Genomic DNA, 25,145 nt, shown 5'->3' with positions numbered 1-25,145 from the left:
TTGTTCGTTCTCACTCAGAGGATTGTAACAGGGAAAAATTACTGCTGTTGATGGGCCAGAACCTGTACGGTATATTCGGTTTCGTTCTTTCCTGAGGAATAAACAACTCCTTTAATTGGCGGGCAATCGGAATAATCCTTACCGTGGGCAACCTTGATATGATTTTCAACAGCAAGGAGGTTGTTGGTAGGATCAAAACCTATCCAGCCTGCACCGGGAATATTGCATTCCACCCAGGCATGCATCTGGGAATCCCCAAAGTAACCATTGCCCTGGTGTAGATAGCCAGAAACATAACGGGTTGGAATTCCAAAGTTCTTTGCGATCGCGATAAACAGATGCGCAAAATCCTGACAAACTCCCTGTTTAATTTCAAGAATATGGTTTAGATCGGTATCAATATCGGTCACATCGGTTTTAAAGGTGAATTCATTATGTATCCAGGCATTCAGTTTTTGAAGGTTATCAAAAATTGATATTGATTCATCAAATTGGAAATCTACCGGGTTTTGCAAGGTGGTCAGTAAAGTGTTTCTAAGGAAGATATCATTTTCAGCTTTGAAGCTTATGGATCTAAGGACTTCATATTCTTTATCATAGACATTGGCTACCTTTTCAAAAATATTTTCAGCCTTTTTTACAAGGTGGAAGTCAGCATTAAATTCAACTATCTCGAAGCTCTGAGTAGGTCGAATGCGATAGGTCTTGAAATTATATCCGTTAATTGAATTTTCTACCTTTATCTTGAGCGAATTTGTAAAACTAGCTGTGATCAATTCCTGTGATTCATTGTTCTCAGGAATTATGAGAAATTGCCATAACCCACCGTCAGCCTGGTTTTCGTACTTGTTTGTAGCGGAATACCTTATATGATAATCAAGGTCCATATTTCAAATTTAAGAAAGGCAAATTAAGATGATTTTGGTGAATTAATAATGAAAATATTCATTTTCTAATTTCACCCCTATATTATTGAGATCGTCCAGAATATTCTGAATGAAGGTTTGCAGATCACTCTCGATTTCTTCAATGATTTTAAACTGATATTTCGCTCTTATCTTTCCTATAAGAAACTCAGAAGATGTCTTGGAAGGATATTTCTCATGGCTTAAAACTTTAATATGTTCACATACCTGGTTGAGGCTGTTAATTACCGAGCGCGGACAATCCGGGTTGAGGATAAGGAATTCAAGAGTAGTGAAGCTGGTAGGCGTTTTTCTGTAAAACCTTCGCATCATGTCGTAAGATTCTGCACACTTCAGCAAGGTCGTCCATTCATAACTGTTCTTTAATGTATCTCCGTAACTTCCCTGAGCTAAAACCGCGTCCTTGTATTTTGAGTTAATAATACGTATGATCTGGGTGGCCCGTTCGATGTTAATCCCAAGCATTATGATCGCGTAAACCTCATCGTGCAGGAGAGTTCCTCTGATCTTTCCACGTAATACCGAAACATTTTCGGTTACCTGAACTGTGAAGTCATATAAGCCTCTCTGGGTAAAATTATCAACTGAATAGTTCAGTACAAAATGGTAGAATTTATTAATGGACTCATATAGTTCGGTTGAGATAAGGTCTCGTGCACTATTGGCGTTTTCCCGGGCAAGTTTTACATAATTGATTATGGAATAAGCTTTATCCGGATTCAATCCAATATCATATAATACTTCCTGCTCATCGAGTTCATTTTCAGTCCTGCTGAAATCATCTGCCATAAATAGCATAGACTGCAATACGAACTGACGGGTTTGTGAAAGCTCATTGGGTGCGTCCAGAGAGGAGAAATAATTTACATTCAGATATCTGGCTAAATGTTCAGCTCTCTCTATATATCTGCCCATCCAAAATAGATTGTTGGCTACTCTTGCTAACATAAATTATAGATTGTTTTTTAATACCCAGGTGTCTTTTGAACCGCCACCCTGAGATGAATTCACGATTAGATTTCCTTTACTTAATGCTACCCGGGTCAATCCGCCTTTGAGCACGAATTCTTTATTGTCACCAAGCAGCGTAAAGGTTCTGAGGTCTACATGTCTTGGTTCAAAAGATTCATTTTCCTCTATATAGGTGGGGTGCACCGAAAGGGACATTATAGGTTGGGCAATATATTTACGTGGGCTCGCTTTTACAGTTTCTTTTACCTCTTCAATTTCTTCTTTTGTAAGTCGGTTTCCTATTGAAATACCATAGCCTCCGGCTTCATCAACAGGTTTGATCACAAGTTGACTGATGTTCTCCAGAACGTATTTCAGTTCATCGGGACGGCTGCAATGATACGTAGGGACATTATTCAGTATAGGTTCTTCATCAAGATAATATCTTATGATCTCGGGCATATAGGTATAAACGGCCTTATCATCTGCAACTCCGGTTCCGGGAGCATTCACAAGACAAACATTCCCCTGCTTATAGGCCGCCATAAGTCCGGGAACCCCAAGGGCTGAATCCGGTTTGAATTCCAAAGGATCCAGGAACTGATCATCGATCCTTCTGTAGATAACATCTACTTTTTCCGGACCGTTAATGGTCTTCATGTAAACAAAGTCATTCTCTACAAAAAGATCCCTACCTTCAACCAGTTCAACACCCATTGCTTTGGCCAGGTAAGAATGCTCATAATAGGCTGAATTATATATGCCGGGCGTTATTACCACACAATTGGGAATATCAACTCCTTTGGGTTTTACAGTTTCGAGAATATCCAAAAGATTCTCAGCGTAATTGGTTACAGTATGGGTCTTATAATGGTTGAAAACACCGAAAAGAGCTCTCTTCAGGGCTGTACGATTACAAATCACATAGCTTACCCCTGAAGGGCATCGAATATTATCCTCCAGCACATAATATTGGCCGTCTGAATGTTTGATAAGATCGGTTCCCGAAATATGATTGTATATCCCGCCAGGTGGATCAAATCCATTCATCTGGTCAAGATAGTTGGCTGAAGAGCTGATAAGTTCGAGAGGTACTATACCATCCTTAATAATATTCTTGTCGTGATAAAGGTCCCACAGGAAATGATTAAGAGCTTTACTTCTTTGTAAAACACCATTTTCTATTACTTCCCATTCCCCAGGATCGATTATCCTGGGAAAGAGATCGAATGGAAATATCTTTTCCTTAACTTCATGATCTCCATAAACCTGAAAGGTAATACCCTGGTTAAAGAAGGAGGCCTTTGCCTTATTGTTTAACCTTGCGAAATCCTTTGCCGAATGTTCACTGTAGAGCTCAAAAAGAGTTGAGTAGATATTCCTGACATTGTCATTCTCGTCAAAGATCTCATCATAAAGTTTTGGGTCCCGATTATAGGATTCAAAAGTGGGTTTTGAATGCTCTTTCATTAATGTTTTTTCTTAAAATACGAATATTTCAATCAAAAAATTATAAAAATTACCTAATACTTGTGGTTTATGTGGATAATGAATAAAAACATTGAAAAATATTCATTAATGAGAATTTTGGACAGGGGCTACTCAATATTTTATTATTGGAAATAGCCTGTTGAAATCCTACTTTAGCTTCAGATTTTGAAAATTCAAACATGAAAGAAATAGATCTAAGGAGTGATACGGTCACCCGCCCAACAAAAGAAATGCTTCAGGCTATTATGACTGCTGAAGTTGGCGATGATGTATATAAAGAAGATCCTACGGTTAATGAATTAGAGAGAAAACTGGCTGATATGTTCGGAAAAGATGAAGCCCTGTTTTTTCCTACCGGAAGCATGACCAATCAGGCAGCAATAAAACTTCATACCCAACCCGGGGAACAGCTCATCTGTGATAAATGGGCTCATGTTTATAATTATGAAGGAGGAGGAGTCTCATTTAATAGCGGCGTTTCCTGTAAACTTGTTGATGGTGATCGTGGGATGATAACAGCAGAACAGGTAGAAGAGAGCATCAATCCGCCGGATTTTTATCATAGTCCGCTAACAACATTAGTCTGTCTTGAAAATACTACCAATAAAGGTGGTGGGGCCTGTTACGATCTGGAGGAAATGAAAAGGATCAGAGAGGTTTGTAATAAGCACGAGCTGGGATTGCATCTGGACGGTGCCAGGCTGTTTAATGCTTTGGTGAAGAAAGGAGAAAGTCCGAAAGACTACGGTAAAATATTCGATACCATTTCAGTATGTCTTTCTAAAGGTTTGGGAACTCCTATGGGTTCTGTTCTAATTGGTGACAGCAGGATTATGAAAAATGCTATTCGCATACGTAAAGTACTGGGTGGCGGAATGCGCCAGGTAGGTTTTATGGCAGCTGCGGGAGTTTATGCGCTGGATCATCATGTAGAAAGGCTTGCAAAGGACCATGAAAGAGCAACTGAGATCGCAGAAGTATTAGAAGAGCAGAATTATGTTGGAAAGGTGGAACCGGTTGAAACTAATATTGTGATCTTCTACCTTCAAAATGAATCGATGGAAGATGAATTTATGAAACATCTGGCAGACAGTAATATTCGTATAAGTAATATGGGTCAGGGTAAATTAAGGATTGTAACACATCTGGATTATACCGAAGAAATGCATCAGAGGTTTTTAGAAACACTTCGAAAGATTATTATCTAGAGTTTATTAAAAAACCTTAACTAAATATTGGCAGGAGTTTAATAAGCCTAAAATTGTTAATGAATTAATTTTCGGAAAATTATATCATGAAAAATCTTAAACCCGGGCAAAAAGTTCCCGAGCTTATCGTGAACACTACCGAAGGATTGAAGTGGAATATTAAAGACAGCGATCCTGGAACATTCACCATGATCGTTTTCTATCGTGGTATACATTGTCCAATTTGTAAAAAATATCTGGAAGAACTAAATGAGAAAATTAGTGATTTTAGGGATAGAGGGGTGAACGTTATTTGTATAAGTTCAAATTCACAGGTTCTCGCAGAGAAGACGGTTGACGAATGGGAAATAGATAAACTTCATATTGGTTGTGACTTTAGTGTTGAAGATGGCAGAAAATGGGGATTGTTTGTCTCAGAAGCTATAAAGGAATCAGAACCTCAGGTTTTTCTGGAACCGGCCTTATTTCTGGTTCGACCGGATAACACCCTTTATTCGGCAAGTATCCAGTCCATGCCTTTTGCCAGGCCAAAATTCGATGAACTTTTAAAAACTATAAGCTTTATTATAAAAGATGATTATCCTGCCAGGGGAGAGGCATAAAGTATTAGAAGGGAGAGATAAGAAGGTTAAATAAAACAATAAAAAAGCATGAGAAACCTCATGCTTTTTCTTACTTAAATTATAACACGAAATAAAAAGTGATATAAAGTCTAACTTCTCATTTCTTATTTCAGCATATCATTCATCCCGGGAATATCCGGCATCCCATCTTTGGCAGCAGCGGCAACTTCAGCCTCATTGATTTTAGTCGCCTTTTCTATGGCTTTATTCAGTGTCAAAACCAGATAATCTTCTAATTGCTCTTTATCTTTTAGTAAATCATCATCAACCGATATATTCTTTATCGTTCTGTTGGCGGTAATTGTTACATTAAGCAAGCCGTCATTAGATTGCTCATCAACAAGAACACTGTCCATTCTTTTCTTGGTCGCTTCAACTTTTTCCTGGGCTTCCTTCAGTTTGTTCATCATGCCCATCATATCTCCAAACATATTTTTCAAATTTAAATTTTATGATCTCAAATTTACTAAATTACGGGGATTAAATCAGTCCAAATGAAAAGACTATTAGGTATTCTATTAGGATGCATTACATTTGCAACCGCCCAAAATAATAAGATCGATTTGAAAAAAGATATTCAAGCCCCCCGGGCAAAGAAAATTGCAAAACAACTCGAGAAGCATGGAGATGTGCGGATCGATAATTATTTCTGGATGAACCAGCGGGAAGATCCCGAGGTGACAGCTTATCTTGAAGCTGAAAACTCCTATAATGAGCAAATGACTGCTCATACCAGGGATTTTCAGGATAAGTTATTCGAAGAAATGAAGGCCAGGATAAAAGAAGATGACGAATCGGTGCCTTATAAGCTGAATGGCTACTGGTATATTACAAGATTTGAAAAAGGTTTTGACTATCCGGTATACTCCAGAAAGAAAGGAACGCTTGAAGCCGCAGAGGAGATCATGTTCAATGTGAATGAAATGGCTGAAGGCTATGATTATTATAGTTTAGGAGGCCTTAATGTAAGTCCTGATAATAAACTTGTGGCTTTTGGAACCGATACTCTTAGCCGAAGAAAATATATCATAAGGATCAAGAATCTGGAAACCGGGGAGATCTACGATGAAGAGATCAAGAACACTACCGGAGGCTCTACCTGGGCTAACGATAACAAAACTCTTTATTATACTAAAAAAGATCCGCAGACACTCAGATCTTTCCAGGTCTATAAACATATTTTGGGAACAGATCCTGCCGACGATCAACTGGTGTATGAAGAAGCTGATGATACTTTTAATACCTATGTATATAAATCTAAATCCAGGGAATATATTATTATAGGTTCTCATAGTACCTTAACTACCGAGTATCGCTTTTTGGAGGCGAATACTCCTGAAAAGGAATTCAGGATCTTCCAGCCGCGAATCCGTGGGATGGAATACAGTATATCCCATTTTGATGGATATTTTTATGTGGTGACCAATAAGGACGGTGCTACCAATTTTAAACTTATGAAGACCCCTGTAGATAATACAGGGATGACGAACTGGGAAGATGTTATTCCTCATCGTAAGGATTATTTGCTTGAGGATATTGATATATTCAAGGATTACCTGGTGGTGAGTGAAAGGAATAACGGGCTCAATAAAATAAAGGTCTTGCGGTGGGATACCGATGAAGAATATTATATCCCTTTCGATAATGAGACCTATACTGCCTATACCGCTATTAATCCCGATTTTGAGACCGATGTGCTGAGGTTCAACTATAACAGTATGACCACGCCAACCTCGGTTATAGAATATAACATGAAAACCGGCGAACGAAAGGTCCTGAAAGAACAGGAAGTGCTTGGCGGCAATTTTGATAAGGATAATTACACTTCCCAAAGACTTTGGGCTACGGCAAAGGATGGAACCAAAATACCTGTTTCTCTGGTTTACCGGAAAGGTCTGAAATTGGACGGTAGTAATCCTTTACTGCAATATGCCTATGGTTCCTATGGTTCTACCATAGATCCATATTTCTCTTCTGTTAGATTGAGTTTACTTGATAGAGGCTTTATTTATGCCATTGCTCATATTCGGGGAGGAGAATACCTTGGCCGTGAATGGTATGAGGATGGGAAGCTTTTTACAAAGAAGAATACTTTTACTGATTTTATAGATGTCTCTGAATTCCTTATCGAAGAAAAGTTCACATCTTCTGAACATCTTTATGCAATGGGTGGCTCTGCAGGGGGGTTGCTGATGGGAGCAGTGGTAAATATGGCTCCACATCTTTATAACGGAGTAATCGCCGCCGTACCTTTTGTGGATGTGGTAACTACAATGTTAGATGATAGTATTCCCCTTACTACTGGAGAGTATGATGAATGGGGGAATCCTAATAATAAGGAATATTATGACTATATGATGTCTTATTCACCTTATGACAATGTGGAAAAGCAGAATTATCCAAACATGCTGGTCACCACTGGATTGCATGATTCTCAGGTGCAATACTGGGAACCTGCTAAATGGGTGGCTAAACTTAGAGAGTATAAAACCGATGATAATATTCTGCTGCTCCATACCAATATGGACGCTGGTCATGGCGGAGCTTCAGGTCGTTTTGAAGCTTTAAGAGAAGTGGCTGAAGAGTATGCTTTTTTACTGGATTTGGAAAGAATAAAGGAATAATTAAAAAATTTGCCTTAAATTTGACCGGTTCTTAAGAATTTGTTAGGAACCTTTTGTAAATAGAAACTTCGATTTATGAGAGAAGACTTGCAGGTTTATGACAATGTATTGCAACTCATAGGTAATACGCCGTTAATTCACCTTAACAAAATAACCAGTGATTATAAAGGAAAATATTTCGCTAAAGTAGAAGCCTTTAATCCTGGGCATTCCACAAAAGACAGAATAGCCCTTTACATCATAGAAGAAGCCGAAAGAAATGGTATCCTGAAACCTGGAAACACCATTATTGAAACTACCTCCGGAAACACTGGATTCAGTATTGCGATGGTGAGTATCATAAAAGGTTATGACTGTATCCTGGCGGTGAGCTCAAAATCTTCCAAAGATAAGATAGATATGCTCAAAACGATGGGGGCCAAAGTGTATGTGTGTCCTGCGAATGTAGCAGCCGATGATTCTCGCTCTTATTATCAGGTAGCAAAAAGACTTCATCAGGAGATCAAAGGTTCGGTTTACATAAATCAGTACTTCAACGAACTTAATATAGATGCCCACTTTAATTCAACTGGTCCTGAGATCTGGAAGCAAACTGAAGGTGAAATAACACATTTGGTAGCATGCAGCGGAACCGGAGGAACTATTTCGGGCACTGCAAGATATTTGAAGGAACAGAATCCAGATATCAGGATTCTTGGTATTGATGCATTTGGATCTGTTTTGAAGAAGTATCATGAAACCAGGGAATTTGATGAAGAAGAGATCTATCCATACAGGATCGAAGGTTTAGGAAAGAACTTAATTCCTACCGCTACAGATTTTGATAGTATAGATAAATTCATAAAAGTAAGTGATGAAGATGCAGCGCATACGGCCCGTGAACTGGCAAGAAAAGAAGGACTGTTTGTAGGTTATACAAGTGGTGCTGCAATGCAGGGATTAAAACAGTTTTATGAAGAAGGGGAATTTGATAAGAACTCTAAAGTGGTCATGATCTTTCCAGATCATGGTTCACGTTATATGAGCAAGATTTATAGTGATGACTGGATGAGCGAACAGGGATTCTTCGATACAAAGAACGAAGTGTCCTCTCAAACCATAGAAATCATCAAGTAAAAGGTATTATTAACATTTATTAACAAAAGCATCCTATTTTTTGTAGGATGCTTTTGTTTTTCTTAGCTTTCAATGTTTAAAATTTACTTTGTAGAATTGGGCCAAATTTCAGTATTTTTGCGGCTCGTCTAAAAAATGACCGATGAAGGATTTATTTGATAAAATTTACAAAGACAAAGGACCGCTAGGTAAATGGGCAGAACAGGCAGAAGGATACTTCGTTTTTCCTAAACTGGAAGGACCCATCTCAAATAGAATGAAATTCCGTGGTAAGGAAGTTATTACATGGAGTATCAACGATTATCTTGGCCTGGCTAACCACCCCGAAGTTCGTAAAGTAGATGCTGAGGCAGCTGCAGAATATGGATCTGCATATCCCATGGGAGCGAGAATGATGAGTGGTCATACAGATCTTCACGAAAAACTTCAGGATGAACTTGCTTCTTTCGTTAATAAACAGTCAGCATATCTCCTTAATTTCGGATATCAGGGAATGGTTTCTACTATTGATGCCCTTGTGTCCAAGCAGGATGTTATAGTTTATGATGTAGATGCGCACGCATGTATTATAGATGGAGTAAGACTCCACTTGGGGCAAAGGTTTACCTATAAGCATAACGATATGGAAAGTATCGAGAAGAACCTTCAGAGAGCAACCAAGATCGCTGAGCAGACAGGTGGAGGAATTTTGCTTATTTCAGAAGGAGTTTTCGGAATGCGTGGAGAACAGGGAAAGCTAAAGGAGATCGTTGAGCTGAAGAAAAAATATAATTTCAGACTGTTTGTAGATGATGCTCATGGTTTTGGAACCCTTGGTAAAACAGGTGCCGGTGCAGGAGAAGAGCAGGGAGTACAGGATGAAATAGACGTTTATTTTGCAACTTTTGCTAAATCTCTTGCGAGTACGGGGGCTTTTATTGCCAGTGATAAAGAAATTATAGATTACCTTAAGTATAATCTTCGTTCACAAATGTTCGCCAAATCACTTCAAATGCAGTTGGTTGTGGGAGCATTGAAACGTCTGGAAATGTTAAGGACAATGCCGGAGCTTAAAGAAAAGCTTTGGGAAAATGTAAATGCTCTTCAAAACGGTCTGAAGGATCGCGGATTTGACATAGGAACCACTCAGAGTTGTGTGACTCCGGTTTACCTGAAAGGAAGTATTCCTGAGGCTATGGCCTTAGTAAAAGATCTTAGGGAGAACCATGGGGTATTCTGTTCAATAGTGGTTTATCCTGTAATTCCTAAGGGACTTATCCTTCTTAGAATGATCCCTACTGCTACCCATACTTTAGAGGATGTTGAACAAACACTTGATGCCTTCTCTGCGATTCGTGAAAGACTGGAGAATGGAACCTATAAAAGGCTTTCTGCATCTGTGACAGCAGCAATGTCGAATAAATAACATTCACTTATATAAAAGTATATAAAAGAAAATCCCCCGCTAATTGCGGGGGATTTTCTTTTATTATATTGATAGCTTTATAATTCTTATTGACCTCTATCTCCATTTCCTTCAACTTCATTTTCGTTTTCCCTTCCAAATTTTTCGCTTCTTCGTCTTCTTTTGTTGCCTTCATTTGAATCCTCAAGAAATTCATCCATTTTATGCAGATCAAACCTGTAAGAAACTCCTGCAGCCACTTGCCATCTTGAAGGGGTGTCTTTAAAGTTGATCAGGCCTGCAACGTCAAATTGCAAATCTTTACCTACCAGGTAAGCTGCACCGGCGCGAACAAGATCATCTGCATAGATATCACTCCATATACTCTGATATTCACCAAAAACGGCAAATTTTTGACTGATAGCATGTGTTAATGTGGCCATAGCAGTATAAGACCGGTATTCTTCAGAGAGTTTATCACCAATAAAATTCATTACCAGTACCCATCTTCCCCAATTATTCTGGGTGATGATAGCTGCTTTCGGACTAAATTTTCCTTCCCCTTCATAGAGGTATGGATTATCCCCGAATGAAAAGTTTGCTCCGGCATAAAGGGATACTGCAGGGATTAGCTTTTTCCATTTAAACCGCTGATTTGCCTTCCAGCTATATAGATTGGGTTTATCTTCTTCGAGGCTTTTATAGGGATCAAATATTAAATATTTAGCACCTATGGTATTTGACTTGAAATTTCTGACAGTCGACTCATCCGGAGTTCCCAGAAAATTCCGCGAAATATCCTGGTTTTCAAAAGCTCCAGTAAGGTTGAGTTCAAGATTCTCAAAAAGCAATCCATATCTGAGCTGATAATCAATTCCCCAAATATCTGTAGTACTGGCGAAAGCGGAATGCTCATCATTTCCAAAATAAGCACCGGTTTCCAGTTGGATCACATTTGTTCCAACCGCAAAGGCTCCCTGGGACTGTCCGGGCCGATTGGAATTAATGGTTTCGGTATATTGGGCTTGGAGCGTGGTTCCTAGAATGAACAGAAGGCTAAATAAGGCTGATTTACGCATAATTACTAGGCTTGGTTGTCTCAAATATATAAGTTTTATTATAATTTTATCGCTGAAGCTTTCATGATTGTGAAGGCTTATTTTTATTTTTGCAAAAAGCTTAGACAATGTTAGAAGCATCATTATCGGGAGTATTGAAAACGGTTCTTATCGTTTTGTTAGTATACTTTGGTCTTAAAATATTACTACGGTATTTTGGTCCCATATTATTGAAGTATTTTATGAAGCGAATGGGACGTAAGTTTGAACAACAGTTTAATCAACAATTTGGTGGAGCACAGGAGAAACCGGGAAACAAAAAAGGGAATGTGACTGTTGATAAAAAAGCCAAATCCAGTAGGCGATCTAATAAAAAAGTAGGTGAATATATCGATTACGAAGAAATTGATTAATTTCGGATTTTAACAAAGCCTTGGCTAAGCCTTTGCTTTTACACAAATATTGTGATTAAAATCTAAAGTCCGATTAATGGCTAAACTGAAGCAATTCTTACCACACCTGTTCGTACTGGCAGGTTTTATCATTTTATCTTTATTCTATTTTAATCCTGTTCTCCAGGGAAAGGAGATCTTCCAGAGCGATATAGTTCAGTATATCGGGATGGCAAAGGAGCAGACAGACTTTCGTGCCGATAACGGAGAAGAACCTTACTGGACAGATGCGGCCTTTGGTGGAATGCCCACTTACCAGCTGGGAGCTCATTACCCGCATAATTATGTAAAAAAACTGGATAGTATATTAAGGTTCCTTCCAAGACCTGCTGATTATTTGTTCCTTTATTTCATAGGATTTTACATATTACTACTCTGTTTGAAATTAGATTATAAACTTGCATTTCTGGGGGCTATAGCTTTCGGGTTTTCCACTTATCTTATTATAATCCTGGGAGTGGGGCATAATGCCAAGGCACATGCGATTGCTTATATGCCTATGGTTCTGGCCGGTATCATTGCTGTTTTTCGGAATAGGAATATTTGGAGCTTTTTATTGCTGGCTGTCGCAATGGCCCTTGAAATACAGGCCAATCACTTCCAGATGACCTATTATCTCCTGCTGCTGGTAATTGTTCTTGGAATCGCTTATTTAATAGACGCTTACAGGAAAAAACTGCTTCCTCAGTTTTTTAAATCTATAGGAGTGATGGTGATAGCCGTTATTCTCGCTATTGCCGCCAACGCCACTAATCTTATGGCCACCAGTGAATATACTCAATTCAGTACCCGGGGAGATTCAGGACTTAGCATTAAGCCAGATGGAACTCCGAAAGAAAAATCGGGATTAGGTTTCGACTATATTACTGAATACAGTTATGGCGTCCTGGAGAGCTTCAATCTTTTTGTTCCGCGATTTATGGGAGGAGGAAGTTCTGAGAATTTAGGTAGGGACTCGAATGTCTATGATGCGATAAGAAAAATTGGAGCTTCCAGTATTCAGGCGGCCGATTTCGCGAAAAATGTACCGACCTACTGGGGAGACCAGACCTATGTGAAAGCTCCGGCTTATATTGGTGCTGCAGTAATATTTCTATTCGTTTTTGCACTCTTCCTTGTACGAGGTAGGTTGAAATGGTGGATAATAGGAGCAAGTATTCTCGCACTTCTTTTAAGCTGGGGTAGGAACTTCGGATTTTTAACACAGTTCTTTATTGATTTTGTGCCGTTATATAACAAATTCAGGGCGGTCTCTTCGGTTCAGGTGATCCTTGAGTTATGCTTACCTGTAATGGCTGTTTTCGGGCTTTATAAGCTTTTTAATGAAAAAGTTAAAGAAGAGGAAAAGTCCTATGCTTTAAAGTGGTCGGCGATCATTACAGGCGGATTGCTTCTTGTTTTCCTGCTTTTCAAATCTATACTCTTCGATTTTACCGGTGCCAATGATGCTATATATAATCAGCAATTCGGAATGGACTTTATGGATGCTCTAGAAGAGGACCGAAAAGCTATTTTCACCTCTGATGTGTTGCGCTCCTTAATATTTGTACTTCTTTCTGCAGGTCTTATTTGGGTATATCTTCTTGGTAAAATAAACAGGAATTTCGTAATAGGCGGATTCACAATTCTTTTCCTGGTAGACCTTATCGGGGTTGACCTTCGGTATGTGAACCGGGATGACTTCGTTCAGGCAAGGGAAATGGAACAACCATATGAAATGCAGGAAGCCGATGCTGCCATATTACAGGATACTTCACATTACCGTGTTTTCGATGTGTCGGGTAACCCTTTCAATACAGGAAGAACTTCTTATTTCCACAATGCACTGGGAGGATATCATGCGGCTAAACCCGGAAGAATTCAGGATCTGTATGACTTCTATATTTCAGAGAATAACATGCAGATTTTAAATATGCTGAATGTGAAATATTTTATTGTTCCTACCGAAGAAGGAAATCAGGCGCAGCAAAACCCAAATGCTTTTGGAAATGCCTGGTTCGTGGAAAATATCAAATGGGTAGGAGATGCAGATGAAGAGATACTTGCCTTAAATGATACCGACCTGCAGAGGACTGCTGTGATTAATGAAAAATTTAAAGAAGAAGTAAACGAGGATTTTAATTATGATACAAATGCCAGGATAGAGCTTGTGAGTCAGCAGCCTAATGAATTGAAATATAAAGTCTCAGCAGAATCAGGTCAGTTCGTCGTTTTTTCAGAATCTTATTATCAGCCTGGCTGGCAGGCATATCTAGATGGAAAGGCAGTACCTCATGTACAGGCAGATTATGTATTAAGGGCGATGAATGTGCCAGCAGGAGAACATGAAATAACATTTAAATTTGAGCCTGAAGTTATACAAACAGGAAGTACTATAGCCCTTATTAGCTCAGTTTTAATCGGCCTTGTTCTAATTGGCGGAGTTGGTTACGAACTGAAAAAAAGAAATTGATGTTCTCCATTCTTATATCTGAATGAAAAAAGTTCTCATCATAACATATTACTGGCCACCCGCAGGTGGACCCGGAGTGCAGCGCTGGCTGAAATTCGTGAAATATTTACGACATTTTGGTGTGGAACCAGTAGTATATGCACCAGAGAACCCGAGTTATCCGATAATAGATAAGAGCTTTGAATCGGAAATTCCTGATGGGGTGAAAGTGATCAAGAAGAAGATATTTGAACCTTATTCCATTGCCGGACTTTTTTCAAAAAAGGAAACCGAGACTATTAGTTCCGGGATCATTTCAAAAGAAGAAAATCAGTCGGCCATGCAAAAGGCCATGCTTTACATAAGGGGAAATTTTTTTATTCCCGATGCCCGTAACTTTTGGGTTAAACCTTCTGTTAGTTTTTTGAGAGAGGAATTGAAAAATGGAGATTATGATGCAATAATAACTACGGGGCCGCCACATAGTTTGCATCTCATAGGTCTAAAGCTAAAGGAAGAGCTTGGAATAAACTGGGTAGCTGATTTCAGGGATCCCTGGACCCGTATAGGTTATCATGAGAAACTCAAACTTACTGATAGCTCCAGAAAAAAGCATGAGGAATTGGAAAAAAGTGTTTTGAATACAGCCGATCATATTATTACCACGAGTTTTACTACAAGGGATGAGTTCAATTCCAAGACCTCAAAACCGGTAACTGTTATCACCAATGGTTTTGATGCCGAGATCAGTCGAGAAGAGCCGGAAAATGATAAGTTTGAGCTTGCGCATATCGGCTCACTGTTATCTGAACGTAATCCGGCGCAATTGTGGAAAGCCATTGGAGAGTTGATTCAGGAGAATAAAGAATTCGCGAATAATTTCAGATTGAGACTTGCTGGAAAAATAAGTGAAGCGGTTTTAGATATTATCAGCGAAAACGCCATTCAGCCTTATTTGGAAAATGAAGGTTATGTTAGTCATGCGAAAGCCCTGGAACTCCAAAGATCAGCTTCAGTACTTCTGCTTATAGAAATAGATTCTGAAGAGACTAAAGGCATTATTCCCGGTAAGTTATTCGAGTACCTTGCCGCAAAACGACCAATTCTGGCCATTGGGCCTGAGAACTGGGATGTTGAAAGAATAATAACCCGAACAGGGGCAGGAGAGATGTATAATTATGGGGATATAAATGGGATTAAATCTTATATTTTAAGACAATTTCAGAAATATCAGCAGAAGGATTTACTGAGTAATTCTCATAATATAGCTGATTATCACAGAAAAACCCTAACCGAAAAACTGGCTAATTTGATTAAGAATCTATAAATGGGAGTTATTATTAACCAGTCCTTTAAGAACATGGTGACTACCTATATCGGGTTTGGTATAGGGGCGGTTAATACCCTTTTCTTGTTCACTTATTTTCTAGAACAGGAATATTACGGATTGGTGAGCTTTTTACTTTCAGCAGCCAACCTTATCTGGCCTTTCCTCATATTTGGAGTACACAGTACACTTATAAAATTCTTCACTTCCTATAGAACAAAAGGTGACCAGGACCGGTTGCTAAACCTTGTCCTTATAATTCCTGCCCTGGCCGCACTTGTGTTAGGATGTTTTGGATGGATTTTTTATGAATATCTGCTGAATTATTTTGAAGGAGAGAACGATCTGGTACAGCCGTATGTATGGCTAATCTTTCTTATTGCACTTGCCACAGCTTATTTTGAGGTGTTTTTTTCATGGTCCAAGATCTATTATAAAAGCACCTTTGGAAATTTTATGAAAGAAGTCTTTCATAGATTTTGTATTAGCATCCTACTTTTTTCTGTTTATTTTGAGTGGATTTCAGTGGAGGTGTTTATATATGCAATTTCCGGTGTATTTGTATTGCGCACCATTTTAATGGCTATGTATGCTTTTTCACTTCACAGGCCCAGGTTTGGCTTAAAGTTTCCAAAAAACCTTTCTCCTGTGCTGAAATATTCATCACTGATCTTAATTGCAGCTTCTGTGGCCACTGTTCTTCTGGATCTGGATAAGGTGATGATTGAATACTACCTGCCTATAGAGAATGTAGCTATTTATGGCATTGCAGTGTATATAGCCACGGTAATTTCGGTGCCACAAAAAGCAATGCATCAAATAACCCATCCTCTTACGGCCGAAATGCTTAATAATAAAGATAAGCTTGGACTGAAGGATATTTATGAAAAAAGCTCATTAAACCTTTTAATCGTTGGCGGACTGATATTTATACTTATCATTACAAACATCAATTCACTGTATGAGTTGATACCGGAAGAATATGAGATCAGCATTTTGGTGGTGCTTCTTATATCTTTAGTCAAGCTCTATGATAATTTTTTGGGTAACAATAACAGTATTCTGTTCAATTCAGATTATTACCGGTTGGTACTTGGGGTTGGAGTTGTTCTGGTTGCAATTGCCTTTATTCTTAATTTAGTTTTTATTCCTGAATTCGGAATAGAAGGGGCTGCTCTTGCCAGTTTTCTGGCTTTTTCACTCTACAACACTTCAAAACTATTTATTGTCTTCAATAAATTTAAAATTCATCCATTTACTTCAAATACCTGGTGGCTATTCCTTCTTACTACTATTTTTAGTTTTGGATTCTATTTCTGGGACTTTTCATTACATCCAGTAATAGACATTTTTCTGAAAGGCAGTATCACGGTGATTCTATATATTTTTCTGGTATACCGTTTCCAGTTTTCAGTAGATATAAACCAAATAATAAACAGGCTTCTGAAGAGGTATTAAACGAGAAAACCCCTTCAGCGTGGGAGCTTCAGGGGTTTTCCAACTAACCAACCAAAAAATTAAATTATGAACTTGTCATCTATAATTATACTTTCATATTTCGTGCCGAACTTATTGATCTTGAGGATTTTTTTGATCTAATTGATCCAGATCTCGATGTTCCGGAAGAAGATCTGCCTCTAACAGAAGAACTTCTTTGAGTTCTTTGACGTTGAACCGAAGGTTTCCTTTCAGAACTTCCTGAAGATCTTTGAATAGATCTACGTCTGGTATTTTGTGCAGGCCGTTCAACTTTAGTATTGCTGCTTCTGCTTTCAATGCTTCTTTGAGAAGTTCGGTTTGGAGTCCTTACAGATCGATTATCATTTGAGCTTCTTTGTTTCTGAATTTTATTAATTCCCGCAGACCTTCCTCTTGAATTTGTGCTTCTTTCAGTTCTAGAACTGTAAGATTTATTCCTGCCGCCATCATCCTTACCTATCACTCTTCTTTCATTTCTTTGAGAGTACGACCTGGTCCTGTCATTACCTGAAGGCTTTACTGATTTATTCCGGTCTGAATAGGCCTTATTTCTTGCAACGCTTTGTCTTGACCTGGCAATATTATCACTTGATCTTGTACGCACGGGTTTTAGATTACGTTTACTGGTAGTCTTTGATCCGTAATTATATGATCTTATGCGATCGGATGGTCTGTAAAAATTCCTTCTACCGTTATTTTTCACATAGTAATTATTGTAAACACTTACATACTTATTATATGAAATTCTGTGTGGTTGATAATATGCCCTGTAGGGCCTGTTGAAAACTATGCTTACATTCACATTCGGGCGGGAGTAATAGCTATGCCATGGCCTGTATACATACTGCCTGTTGTGGTGGTTGATAAACCCGCTGTAGTGGGAAAAATGATGGTTGTGATTGTAATGGACGCGTAAGTTCCCTATTCGGGAAATACGACCAAAATTGTTATAACTAATGAACACATTTCCTGCCTGAATTATTCTTCCGTAATAATCATAATAAACAGGAACGCTTTCTATCTGGATTACTGCACCGTAGTCATCATACTGAACATAAGGATCGTAGTTGTATCCGGAATTATAACTGATGTTTACATTAGGAGTCGAAACATGAACTGAATTTCCCCTTCTGAATTCAGGGTTAAAATAGAAATCGAATTCACCATTTGGGTAAACCGCAAATTCCACGCCTCCTTCAATAAAGATAAATGAATCGTTATAGTAACTGTTGGTTGGGTTAGAATTTACGGATGCCGATACTGACCATCCAATAAATAAGAATGCGAATAAAAGGGTCAGGTTTCTCATGGTAGTAGATTATATTTAATTAAGAACATTTTCTCAATTATATACAAAGCACGTGCCAAAGTCCGTACAGAGCGACTTCAGAGCACTGTCAACCCTTTTTTTACAGTGTTAAAAACCTGATTATTAGAAATTTAATTTTTGTTTAAGGTATTCAGCAGTATAGGATTCTTTTATTTGAGCGATCTCTTCGGGAGTGCCTTCACCTATAATATATCCTCCGTTTTCACCTCCTTCGAGTCCAAGATCTATCACATGATCAGCGCATTTAACCAAGTCCATATTATGCTCAATCACTATTACTGTATGCCCTTTTGAAATAAGGGCATCGAAGGATTTAAGCAATTTCTCGATGTCATGGAAATGCAAGCCGGTGGTGGGTTCATCAAAAATGAAAAGGGCTTTGGTTTTGGTATTTCCCTTAACTAAAAATGAAGCAAGTTTTATACGCTGGGCTTCTCCTCCTGAAAGGGTAGAGGAACTTTGCCCCAGTTGTACATATCCAAGGCCCACATCCCTTAAGGGTTTCAGTTTTTTTACAATTTTATCCTGCCCATATTCTTCGAAGAAAGCTGTTGCATCATCGATGGTCATATTTAGAATATCATCAATGTTCTTATCCTCAAATGTGACCTCCAGCACTTCCTTTTTGAAACGTTTACCATTACATGTTTCACATTCCAGGTGAACATCGGCCATAAATTGCATTTCTATGGTGACCTCACCTTCACCTTTACAGGTTTCACACCTTCCGCCATCTACATTGAAGGAAAAGTGCTTTGCCTTGAATCCGCGTAGCTTTGCCAGACGCTGATCTGCAAAAAGATTTCTTATGTCGTCATAAGCCTTGATATATGTCACCGGATTGGATCTGGATGACCTGCCAATTGGGTTCTGATCTACAAATTCAACAGTTCCAAGCTTTTTCAGATCGCCTTCAATTCCGTTAAATTGTCCTGCTTTTTCGCCATAACCTCCAATTTCCTTTTGTACGGCAGGATAAAGAATTTTCTTTACCAGAGTACTTTTTCCACTTCCGGAAACCCCTGTGATAGCAGTAAATACACCCAAAGGAAATTCAACATCTATATTCTTCAGATTATTTTCCCTAGCACCCAGAACTTTAATTTTATTTTTTGAAGTTCTTCTTTTTTTGGGCACCTCGATTTCCATTTTACCGTTAAGGTAGCTTGCGGTAAGAGAATCAGATTTTAAGATTTCTTTCATGGTTCCTGTCGCAACCACGTAACCTCCATTGGTTCCTGCTTCAGGGCCAATATCAATGATCTCATCGGCCGCATTCATGATCTCTTCATCATGTTCCACTACGATTACTGTATTTCCCAGATCCCGAAGTTGCTTTAATACCCCAATTAATTTTTCGGTATCCTTTGGATGAAGACCAATAGAAGGCTCATCCAGGATATACATAGAACCTACAAGACTACTCCCCAGCGAGGTTGCAAGGTTGATTCGTTGTGACTCACCGCCAGAAAGGCTGTTCGATTTTCTGTTGAGCGTTAAATAATCCAGACCTACATTTGAAAGGAATTGCAGACGGTTTCTTATCTCTGTTAAAAGCCTCTTAGCGATCTTTTCATCATATTCATTAAGTTCAAGATCCCTGAAAAATGCCCTTACCTTATTCAAAGGTTTTTCCACCAGATCGGTAATGCTGTGTTCACTAACCTTTATATATTGGGCCTCTGGCCTCAATCGCTTGCCCTTACAGGTAGTGCATCGGGTTTTGCCTCTGTACCGGGAAAGCATCACCCTGTTCTGGATTTTATATGCCTTGCTTTCAAGAAATTCAAAGAACTGATTGATGCCTTCAAAATACTGATTTCCGTTCCACACAAGATCTTTCTGCTCATCTGTAAGCTCAAAATAGGGTTTATGTATGGGGAAATCGAATTTATGAGAATTGTTGACCAGCTGGTCCCTGTACCAGCTCATACTATCCCCACGCCAGGGGAAAATAGCGTTTTCATAGATAGAAAGGCCTGTGTTCGGGATCACCAGGTCTTCATCTATACCAATCACATCTCCATAACCTTCACATTTTGGACATGCACCATAGGGGTTGTTAAAACTGAACAAATGAACATTTGGTTCAACAAAGCTTATCCCATCCAGTTCAAATTTATTGCTGAAATGTCTCTGGGTGTTATCAGCAAGCTTTTCTATGAATAGTTCTCCCTTTCCTTCAAAAAAGGCGGCTTCAACAGCATCGGCCAGGCGATTGTAAAAATCTTCATCATCTTTGGTAATAATCCTGTCCACCACCAGCCAGGTATTATCATCATGAGCCTTGCTAAGGTCTGTTTCATCGATCCTGAGAACTTCTTTATCTATTTTGATCCGGCTATAACCTTGTTGGGCCAGGATCTTTATCTTCTTTTCAAGAGAACGGCCCTCTTCAACATGGATAGGAGCCAGAAGTAGTAATTTTTCCCTTTCGGGGAAGTCTTTTACGTAATTTATTACATCTGTTACGGTATCCTTTTTTACTTCATTTCCTGAAATTGGTGAGTAAGTTTTGCCTATCCTGGCATAAAGTAATTTGAGGTAATCATAAATTTCGGTAGAAGTTCCAACCGTGGACCTTGGATTCGTAGAATTTACTTTCTGCTCAATAGCGATGGCCGGAGCAATGCCTTTAATATAATCAACCTTGGGTTTATTAAGTCTTCCCAGGAACTGCCGGGCATAAGAACTTAAGCTTTCCACATATCGTCGCTGGCCTTCTGCATATAAGGTGTCAAAGGCTAAACTGGACTTTCCTGATCCCGATAGTCCGGTTATCACCACCAGTTTATTTCTGGGGATGATAGCATTAATATTCTTGAGGTTGTGCAGTTTTGCACCCTTAATGATTATGTTCTTTTTAGGGTCTGCATTGGTAATATCTACGGTCATTCCTTATTCTGCTAAAACGGCAAAGGTACTCAATATGGGGCGGGAAAGAAAGTAGATAAAAACTTATAGTATTGTTAAAAATTTAAGGTTTTATTTGTAATTCTCGACTTTATCTTGCTATATTTGGAGCATAACAACCGAAATCAGATTAGCCTATAGCACACAGTTACTTTTAAAGACTAAATAACCTAACCCTCAGGAAGCCCTAAATTCCTGTACATTAAAGTAACTGTTATGAATAACACTAAGGTAACTGACGCTTCGCTCGTACGTGATTATCTTGATGGAAACGAAAATGCGCTTGGCGCACTCATCAATCGTCATCAACATCGTATTTATAGTTTTATTTTCTCAAAAGTCTTTGACAAAGATATCGCTGAGGATATTTTCCAGGATACTTTCATTAAAGTTATCCGGACTTTAAAAAGAGGAAAGTATAATGAGGAAGGTAAATTTCTTCCCTGGGTAATGCGTATCTCCCACAATCTTGTAATTGACCATTTCAGAAAGAATAAAAGGATGCCCAAGTTTGACAACAGCGGTGAATTTAACATTTTTTCTGTTTTAAGCGATAATGATCTAAATGCTGAAAAGCAACTGATAAAAGATCAGATAGAATCTGACGTTCAGGAGTTGATCAAAGAACTTCCTGAAGATCAGCTGGAAGTTTTAACCATGCGTATCTATAAGGATATGAGTTTTAAGGAAATCTCTGAACGTACGGGAGTTAGTATAAATACGGCTCTGGGAAGGATGAGATATGCGCTTATCAATTTACGGAAGATCATAGAAAAGAGAAATTTAATTTTAACCAATTAATCGAACAATATCCCCCCGTTTGTTGCGTTATTCTATAAAACCATCAAAAAATAATACCAAATGGGGAAACTTTACTTTAAAAAACCTTCAAAAGAAGGAAAAATTAATCATCCACAACCAAAGAAAGAGACGATACAGTTTCTTTTGAATTATTCAAAAGCACTGAGTGTAATTGAGCACAAGAAGATGAAGTATGAAACGTTTCTGAATTGATTATATAAAGACCTGCTTCATTAGCCAGCAGGTCTTTTTTATTTTTTCTTCTTTAAATAATCTTTAACTACACTTTTTCTTCCAATTGTTCTGGTAATTATATCTTTTTCCAGATCCCATCCTCTAGCAGGAGAATATTGTCTTCCATACCAGATGATCTGTAAATGAAGTTTATTCCAAAGATCCTTTGGAAATAAGCGCTTTGCATCTTTTTCGGTTTGGGTCACATTTTTGCCATTACTTAGATTCCATCGATACATAAGTCTGTGAATATGGGTGTCTACAGGAAAAGCCGGAATATTGAAGGCCTGAGCCATGACCACGCTGGCGGTTTTATGACCTACAGCAGGCAATTCTTCAAGAGCATCCATATCTGCCGGAACTTCCCCATTATATTTTTCTATAAGAATTTTAGAAAGGCCATGGATGCCCTTGGATTTCATGGGAGACAATCCAACGGGTTTAATGATTTCCCTTATTTCTTCCACTGAAAGCTTTACCATCTTATATGGATTATCTGCTATTTCAAATAGATTTGGAGTTATCTGGTTGACTTTTACATCGGTGCTTTGAGCTGAAAGTAATACTGCTATTAACAAAGTGTAAGGATCCTTGTGATCAAGGGGTATAGGAATTTCGGGGTATATATCATTTAACGTATCAATAACGAACTGTACCTTTTCCTGTTTGGTCATAAAACTTTAAATTTAAGGCAAAAGTAACAATTATGACAACATTGAAAGCAGGGGACAAGGCTCCCGATTTTAAAGCTGAAGACCAGGATGGGAACGAAATAAAACTTTCAGATTATAAAGGAAAGAAACTGGTGCTGTTCTTCTATCCGAAGGCTAGTACTCCCGGTTGTACAGCTGAAGCCTGTAATTTGAGTGACAATTTCCAGCTTATGCAAAAAAAAGGTTATGAGATACTTGGAGTTAGTGCCGATTCTAAAAAGAGACAGCAGAATTTCAAAAATAAGTATGACTTTCCCTATCCCTTACTTGCAGATGAAGATAAAGAGGTAATTAATGCTTATGGAGTTTGGGGACCTAAAAAATTTATGGGTAAGGAATATGATGGTATTCACCGAACAACTTTTATTATTGATGAGAATGGTAAAATTGAAGAAGTAATTAAAAAGGTAAAAACAAAGGCTCATGCAGAACAGATCTTAGAGCAGTAGCCATCTCATTACTAGAAAAGAAAAAAGCGAATAGATTCTATTCGCTTTTTTTTATGCTTGCGGTTTTTATCGTTGCGAGACTATCACAATTCTCTATTTCCAGTTCTATAAGTTTATTTTCTTCTTCACCTGAAATATAGTAAATATTGCAGGGATCCTTTTGGGTTAAACTTCTGTCAAAGTCTACATCACCCTTATCAAGAATAATTGATACTATATTCGTATCAAGATTGTTTTTCTCAAAAGAGCGAAGAGAGCTATCAGAAAACGTACGTTTTTTGGTTTTAATATTCTTTAGTACTCTTGCATTTGGGCTATAATCACAAGAGGCTTTTTTGCCACCTAAAAAGAAAATTAAAATAACGATTCCAAAAAAAAGTCCCAGGCCATAATACCCGAGCCGGTGAATGAGTTTCATATCCTAAAAGATCAACAGATTAATATCACGGTAGGAGAGATTAAACCAGTCTGCAATAGACTTATTGGTTAAAATTCCGTGGTAAAAATACAAACCACTTCGCAAACCGCGATCAAATCTTAAAGTATTTTCCAGTCCGCCTTCTTCAGCAATATGTAAGAGGTAAGGAGTGAAAATGTTGCTTATAGAAAGTGAGGATGTTCTGGCATATCTAGAGGGTATATTCGGAACACAATAATGAATTACATCGTGTTTGGTAAAAATGGGCTCGTCATGAGATGTTATTTCGCTGGTTTCCACGCAGCCTCCCATATCAATACTTACATCAATAATAACGGCTCCCCGCTTCATGGAACGCACCATTTCTTCGGTAACCAGAACAGGAGAGCGATCTTTTCCTCTTACCGCACCAATAACAACATCGGCCCGTTTTAAGGCTTTTGATAAATTCTTTGGCTGAATGGTACTCGTGTAGAAGGTATTTCCCAGATTAGCCTGAATATTCCTGAGTTTTGTAAGAGAGCTATCAAATACTTTTACGCTGGCTCCCAGGCCGATAGCAGATCTTGCAGCAAATTCACCTACGGTTCCGGCTCCTATAATTACTATTTCCACTGGTGGTACTCCACTGATATTCCCGAACATGAGTCCGTTACCTTCTTCATGGTTGCTCATGATCTCTGAAGAGATCAATACGGAGGCCGTACCGGCAATTTCACTAAGAGCCCTAACAATGGGATAGCTGCCATCATCATCTCTTATGAATTCAAATCCCAGGGCGGTAATTCTTTTCTCAGCAAGTTTCTGAAAGTATTCTTTACATTGTGTTTTAATCTGCAGCGCAGAGATGAGTATGGTTTGAGGATTGATCAACTCCAGTTCATCTTCAGAAGGCGGTTCAATTTTCAGGATAATAGGGCAGGAGAATACTTTATTCGTATCTCTGGTGATTTCGGCTCCCGCATCGGAATAATCCTTATCACTGAATCGGGCCCATTTGCCGGCACCAGATTCGATCATCACCCTATGGCCATGGGCTGTAATGGCAGCCACAGCATCAGGGCTCAAACAGATACGTTTTTCCTGGTAGGCTGTTTCCTTTGGAATTCCTATAAAAAGTTGCCCTTTGCTCTTGTATATCTCAAGGGTTTCCTCCTGTGGTATTAGTTGTTCCTTAGTAAAAGGTGAAACCTGCTGTTTTCCCATATAACTATGTT

21 protein-coding genes are annotated in these 25,145 nt (G+C 38.6%); 11 read left to right on the top strand and 10 right to left on the bottom strand.

What is annotated here, in order from left to right:
- Positions 1-38: 38 nt before the first annotated feature.
- The 3 genes from LU635_RS08950 to LU635_RS08940 are packed head-to-tail and all read right to left on the bottom strand — an operon-like array spanning position 39 to position 3,347.
- Positions 39-887 (bottom strand): transglutaminase-like domain-containing protein, encoded by an 849-nt coding sequence (locus LU635_RS08950; protein ID WP_240098317.1) that lies wholly within the window; start codon positions 885-887, stop codon positions 39-41.
- Between the two features lie 42 nt (positions 888-929).
- Positions 930-1,874: an alpha-E domain-containing protein gene (locus LU635_RS08945; protein WP_240098315.1), complete on the bottom strand. Its 945-nt coding sequence runs from the start codon at positions 1,872-1,874 to the stop codon at positions 930-932.
- Positions 1,875-1,877: 3 nt separating this feature from the next.
- Positions 1,878-3,347 (bottom strand): circularly permuted type 2 ATP-grasp protein, encoded by a 1,470-nt coding sequence (locus tag LU635_RS08940; protein WP_240098313.1) that lies wholly within the window; start codon positions 3,345-3,347, stop codon positions 1,878-1,880.
- Positions 3,348-3,547: 200 nt separating this feature from the next.
- Between LU635_RS08940 and LU635_RS08935 the strand changes: the two genes are divergently transcribed.
- Together LU635_RS08935 and LU635_RS08930 are read left to right on the top strand one after the other, a co-directional pair.
- Positions 3,548-4,576 carry a threonine aldolase family protein gene (locus LU635_RS08935; protein ID WP_240098312.1) on the top strand — a complete coding sequence of 343 codons (1,029 nt, stop codon included), beginning with the start codon at positions 3,548-3,550 and terminating at the stop codon, positions 4,574-4,576.
- Between the two features lie 86 nt (positions 4,577-4,662).
- Positions 4,663-5,178 carry a redoxin domain-containing protein gene (locus tag LU635_RS08930; protein ID WP_240098310.1) on the top strand — a complete coding sequence of 172 codons (516 nt, stop codon included), beginning with the start codon at positions 4,663-4,665 and terminating at the stop codon, positions 5,176-5,178.
- A 125-nt stretch (positions 5,179-5,303) separates the two neighbouring features.
- On the opposite strand, the gene LU635_RS08925 is transcribed toward LU635_RS08930, so the two are convergent.
- Complete coding sequence (locus LU635_RS08925) at positions 5,304-5,630, bottom strand: YbaB/EbfC family nucleoid-associated protein (protein ID WP_240098384.1); 327 nt, start codon at positions 5,628-5,630, stop codon at positions 5,304-5,306.
- A 63-nt stretch (positions 5,631-5,693) separates the two neighbouring features.
- On the opposite strand from LU635_RS08925, the gene LU635_RS08920 reads away from it, so the two are divergent.
- The 3 genes from LU635_RS08920 to capB all read left to right on the top strand — a co-directional run bounded on the left by LU635_RS08920 (position 5,694) and on the right by capB (position 10,344).
- On the top strand, positions 5,694-7,823 hold the full coding sequence (locus LU635_RS08920) for a S9 family peptidase (RefSeq protein ID WP_240098308.1): 2,130 nt from the start codon (positions 5,694-5,696) through the stop codon (positions 7,821-7,823).
- A gap of 75 nt (positions 7,824-7,898) precedes the next feature.
- Positions 7,899-8,939: a cysteate synthase gene (gene capA, locus LU635_RS08915; RefSeq protein WP_240098306.1), complete on the top strand. Its 1,041-nt coding sequence runs from the start codon at positions 7,899-7,901 to the stop codon at positions 8,937-8,939.
- Positions 8,940-9,081: 142 nt separating this feature from the next.
- Positions 9,082-10,344, top strand: coding sequence for a cysteate-C-fatty acyltransferase (capB, locus tag LU635_RS08910; protein ID WP_240098304.1), 1,263 nt, complete (start codon positions 9,082-9,084; stop codon positions 10,342-10,344).
- A gap of 86 nt (positions 10,345-10,430) precedes the next feature.
- On the opposite strand, the gene LU635_RS08905 is transcribed toward capB, so the two are convergent.
- The gene (locus LU635_RS08905; RefSeq protein ID WP_240098302.1) at positions 10,431-11,402 is read right to left on the bottom strand and encodes a transporter; all 972 of its coding nucleotides are present in this window, start codon (positions 11,400-11,402) and stop codon (positions 10,431-10,433) included.
- A 107-nt stretch (positions 11,403-11,509) separates the two neighbouring features.
- Between LU635_RS08905 and LU635_RS08900 the strand changes: the two genes are divergently transcribed.
- The 4 genes from LU635_RS08900 (at position 11,510) to LU635_RS08885 (ending at position 17,049) form a co-directional block, all read left to right on the top strand.
- On the top strand, positions 11,510-11,794 hold the full coding sequence (locus LU635_RS08900; protein ID WP_240098300.1) for a DUF4834 family protein: 285 nt from the start codon (positions 11,510-11,512) through the stop codon (positions 11,792-11,794).
- 76 nt (positions 11,795-11,870) lie between these two features.
- Positions 11,871-14,285, top strand: a complete 2,415-nt coding sequence (locus LU635_RS08895) for a YfhO family protein (protein ID WP_240098298.1) — start codon at positions 11,871-11,873, stop codon at positions 14,283-14,285.
- Between the two features lie 22 nt (positions 14,286-14,307).
- On the top strand, positions 14,308-15,591 hold the full coding sequence (locus LU635_RS08890; RefSeq protein WP_240098296.1) for a glycosyltransferase family 4 protein: 1,284 nt from the start codon (positions 14,308-14,310) through the stop codon (positions 15,589-15,591).
- Positions 15,592-17,049: an oligosaccharide flippase family protein gene (locus LU635_RS08885; RefSeq protein WP_240098295.1), complete on the top strand. Its 1,458-nt coding sequence runs from the start codon at positions 15,592-15,594 to the stop codon at positions 17,047-17,049. It begins immediately after the preceding gene.
- A gap of 85 nt (positions 17,050-17,134) precedes the next feature.
- Here LU635_RS08885 and LU635_RS08880 read toward each other — a convergent pair whose 3' ends face one another.
- Both LU635_RS08880 and uvrA read right to left on the bottom strand, forming a co-directional pair.
- Positions 17,135-18,379, bottom strand: coding sequence for a hypothetical protein (locus LU635_RS08880; protein ID WP_240098293.1), 1,245 nt, complete (start codon positions 18,377-18,379; stop codon positions 17,135-17,137).
- Between the two features lie 123 nt (positions 18,380-18,502).
- Positions 18,503-21,295 (bottom strand): excinuclease ABC subunit UvrA, encoded by a 2,793-nt coding sequence (uvrA, locus tag LU635_RS08875; protein WP_240098291.1) that lies wholly within the window; start codon positions 21,293-21,295, stop codon positions 18,503-18,505.
- A 234-nt stretch (positions 21,296-21,529) separates the two neighbouring features.
- Between uvrA and LU635_RS08870 the strand changes: the two genes are divergently transcribed.
- Positions 21,530-22,114 carry an RNA polymerase sigma factor gene (locus LU635_RS08870; protein ID WP_240098289.1) on the top strand — a complete coding sequence of 195 codons (585 nt, stop codon included), beginning with the start codon at positions 21,530-21,532 and terminating at the stop codon, positions 22,112-22,114.
- A 251-nt stretch (positions 22,115-22,365) separates the two neighbouring features.
- On the opposite strand, the gene LU635_RS08865 is transcribed toward LU635_RS08870, so the two are convergent.
- A complete protein-coding gene (locus tag LU635_RS08865; protein WP_240098287.1) occupies positions 22,366-23,022 on the bottom strand; it encodes an endonuclease III domain-containing protein in 657 nt (218 codons plus the stop codon).
- Positions 23,023-23,054: 32 nt separating this feature from the next.
- On the opposite strand from LU635_RS08865, the gene bcp reads away from it, so the two are divergent.
- Positions 23,055-23,510 (top strand): thioredoxin-dependent thiol peroxidase, encoded by a 456-nt coding sequence (gene bcp, locus LU635_RS08860; protein WP_240098285.1) that lies wholly within the window; start codon positions 23,055-23,057, stop codon positions 23,508-23,510.
- 37 nt (positions 23,511-23,547) lie between these two features.
- Here the strand turns inward: bcp and LU635_RS08855 are convergent, their stop codons facing one another.
- A complete protein-coding gene (locus tag LU635_RS08855; RefSeq protein ID WP_240098283.1) occupies positions 23,548-23,928 on the bottom strand; it encodes a hypothetical protein in 381 nt (126 codons plus the stop codon).
- Between the two features lie 3 nt (positions 23,929-23,931).
- Entirely contained in the window at positions 23,932-25,134 is a 1,203-nt protein-coding gene (locus LU635_RS08850; protein WP_240098281.1) for an alanine dehydrogenase, read from the bottom strand.
- Positions 25,135-25,145 lie beyond the last annotated feature (11 nt).

The sequence above is a fragment of the Christiangramia crocea genome (assembly GCF_022410465.1).
GTDB lineage: Bacteria > Bacteroidota > Bacteroidia > Flavobacteriales > Flavobacteriaceae > Christiangramia > Christiangramia crocea.
The sequence above is the reverse complement of the archived record's forward strand: the minus strand, read 5'-3'. Positions and strand labels throughout refer to the sequence as shown.

Coding starts and splice junctions, on each gene's coding strand:
- LU635_RS08950 (WP_240098317.1), bottom strand. CDS start 887: ATGGACCTTGATTATCATATAAGGTATTCCGCTACAAACAAGTACGAA.
- LU635_RS08945 (WP_240098315.1), bottom strand. CDS start 1,874: ATGTTAGCAAGAGTAGCCAACAATCTATTTTGGATGGGCAGATATATA.
- LU635_RS08940 (WP_240098313.1), bottom strand. CDS start 3,347: ATGAAAGAGCATTCAAAACCCACTTTTGAATCCTATAATCGGGACCCA.
- LU635_RS08935 (WP_240098312.1), top strand. CDS start 3,548: ATGAAAGAAATAGATCTAAGGAGTGATACGGTCACCCGCCCAACAAAA.
- LU635_RS08930 (WP_240098310.1), top strand. CDS start 4,663: ATGAAAAATCTTAAACCCGGGCAAAAAGTTCCCGAGCTTATCGTGAAC.
- LU635_RS08925 (WP_240098384.1), bottom strand. CDS start 5,630: ATGTTTGGAGATATGATGGGCATGATGAACAAACTGAAGGAAGCCCAG.
- LU635_RS08920 (WP_240098308.1), top strand. CDS start 5,694: ATGAAAAGACTATTAGGTATTCTATTAGGATGCATTACATTTGCAACC.
- capA (WP_240098306.1), top strand. CDS start 7,899: ATGAGAGAAGACTTGCAGGTTTATGACAATGTATTGCAACTCATAGGT.
- capB (WP_240098304.1), top strand. CDS start 9,082: ATGAAGGATTTATTTGATAAAATTTACAAAGACAAAGGACCGCTAGGT.
- LU635_RS08905 (WP_240098302.1), bottom strand. CDS start 11,402: ATGCGTAAATCAGCCTTATTTAGCCTTCTGTTCATTCTAGGAACCACG.
- LU635_RS08900 (WP_240098300.1), top strand. CDS start 11,510: ATGTTAGAAGCATCATTATCGGGAGTATTGAAAACGGTTCTTATCGTT.
- LU635_RS08895 (WP_240098298.1), top strand. CDS start 11,871: ATGGCTAAACTGAAGCAATTCTTACCACACCTGTTCGTACTGGCAGGT.
- LU635_RS08890 (WP_240098296.1), top strand. CDS start 14,308: ATGAAAAAAGTTCTCATCATAACATATTACTGGCCACCCGCAGGTGGA.
- LU635_RS08885 (WP_240098295.1), top strand. CDS start 15,592: ATGGGAGTTATTATTAACCAGTCCTTTAAGAACATGGTGACTACCTAT.
- LU635_RS08880 (WP_240098293.1), bottom strand. CDS start 18,379: ATGAGAAACCTGACCCTTTTATTCGCATTCTTATTTATTGGATGGTCA.
- uvrA (WP_240098291.1), bottom strand. CDS start 21,295: ATGACCGTAGATATTACCAATGCAGACCCTAAAAAGAACATAATCATT.
- LU635_RS08870 (WP_240098289.1), top strand. CDS start 21,530: ATGAATAACACTAAGGTAACTGACGCTTCGCTCGTACGTGATTATCTT.
- LU635_RS08865 (WP_240098287.1), bottom strand. CDS start 23,022: ATGACCAAACAGGAAAAGGTACAGTTCGTTATTGATACGTTAAATGAT.
- bcp (WP_240098285.1), top strand. CDS start 23,055: ATGACAACATTGAAAGCAGGGGACAAGGCTCCCGATTTTAAAGCTGAA.
- LU635_RS08855 (WP_240098283.1), bottom strand. CDS start 23,928: ATGAAACTCATTCACCGGCTCGGGTATTATGGCCTGGGACTTTTTTTT.
- LU635_RS08850 (WP_240098281.1), bottom strand. CDS start 25,134: ATGGGAAAACAGCAGGTTTCACCTTTTACTAAGGAACAACTAATACCA.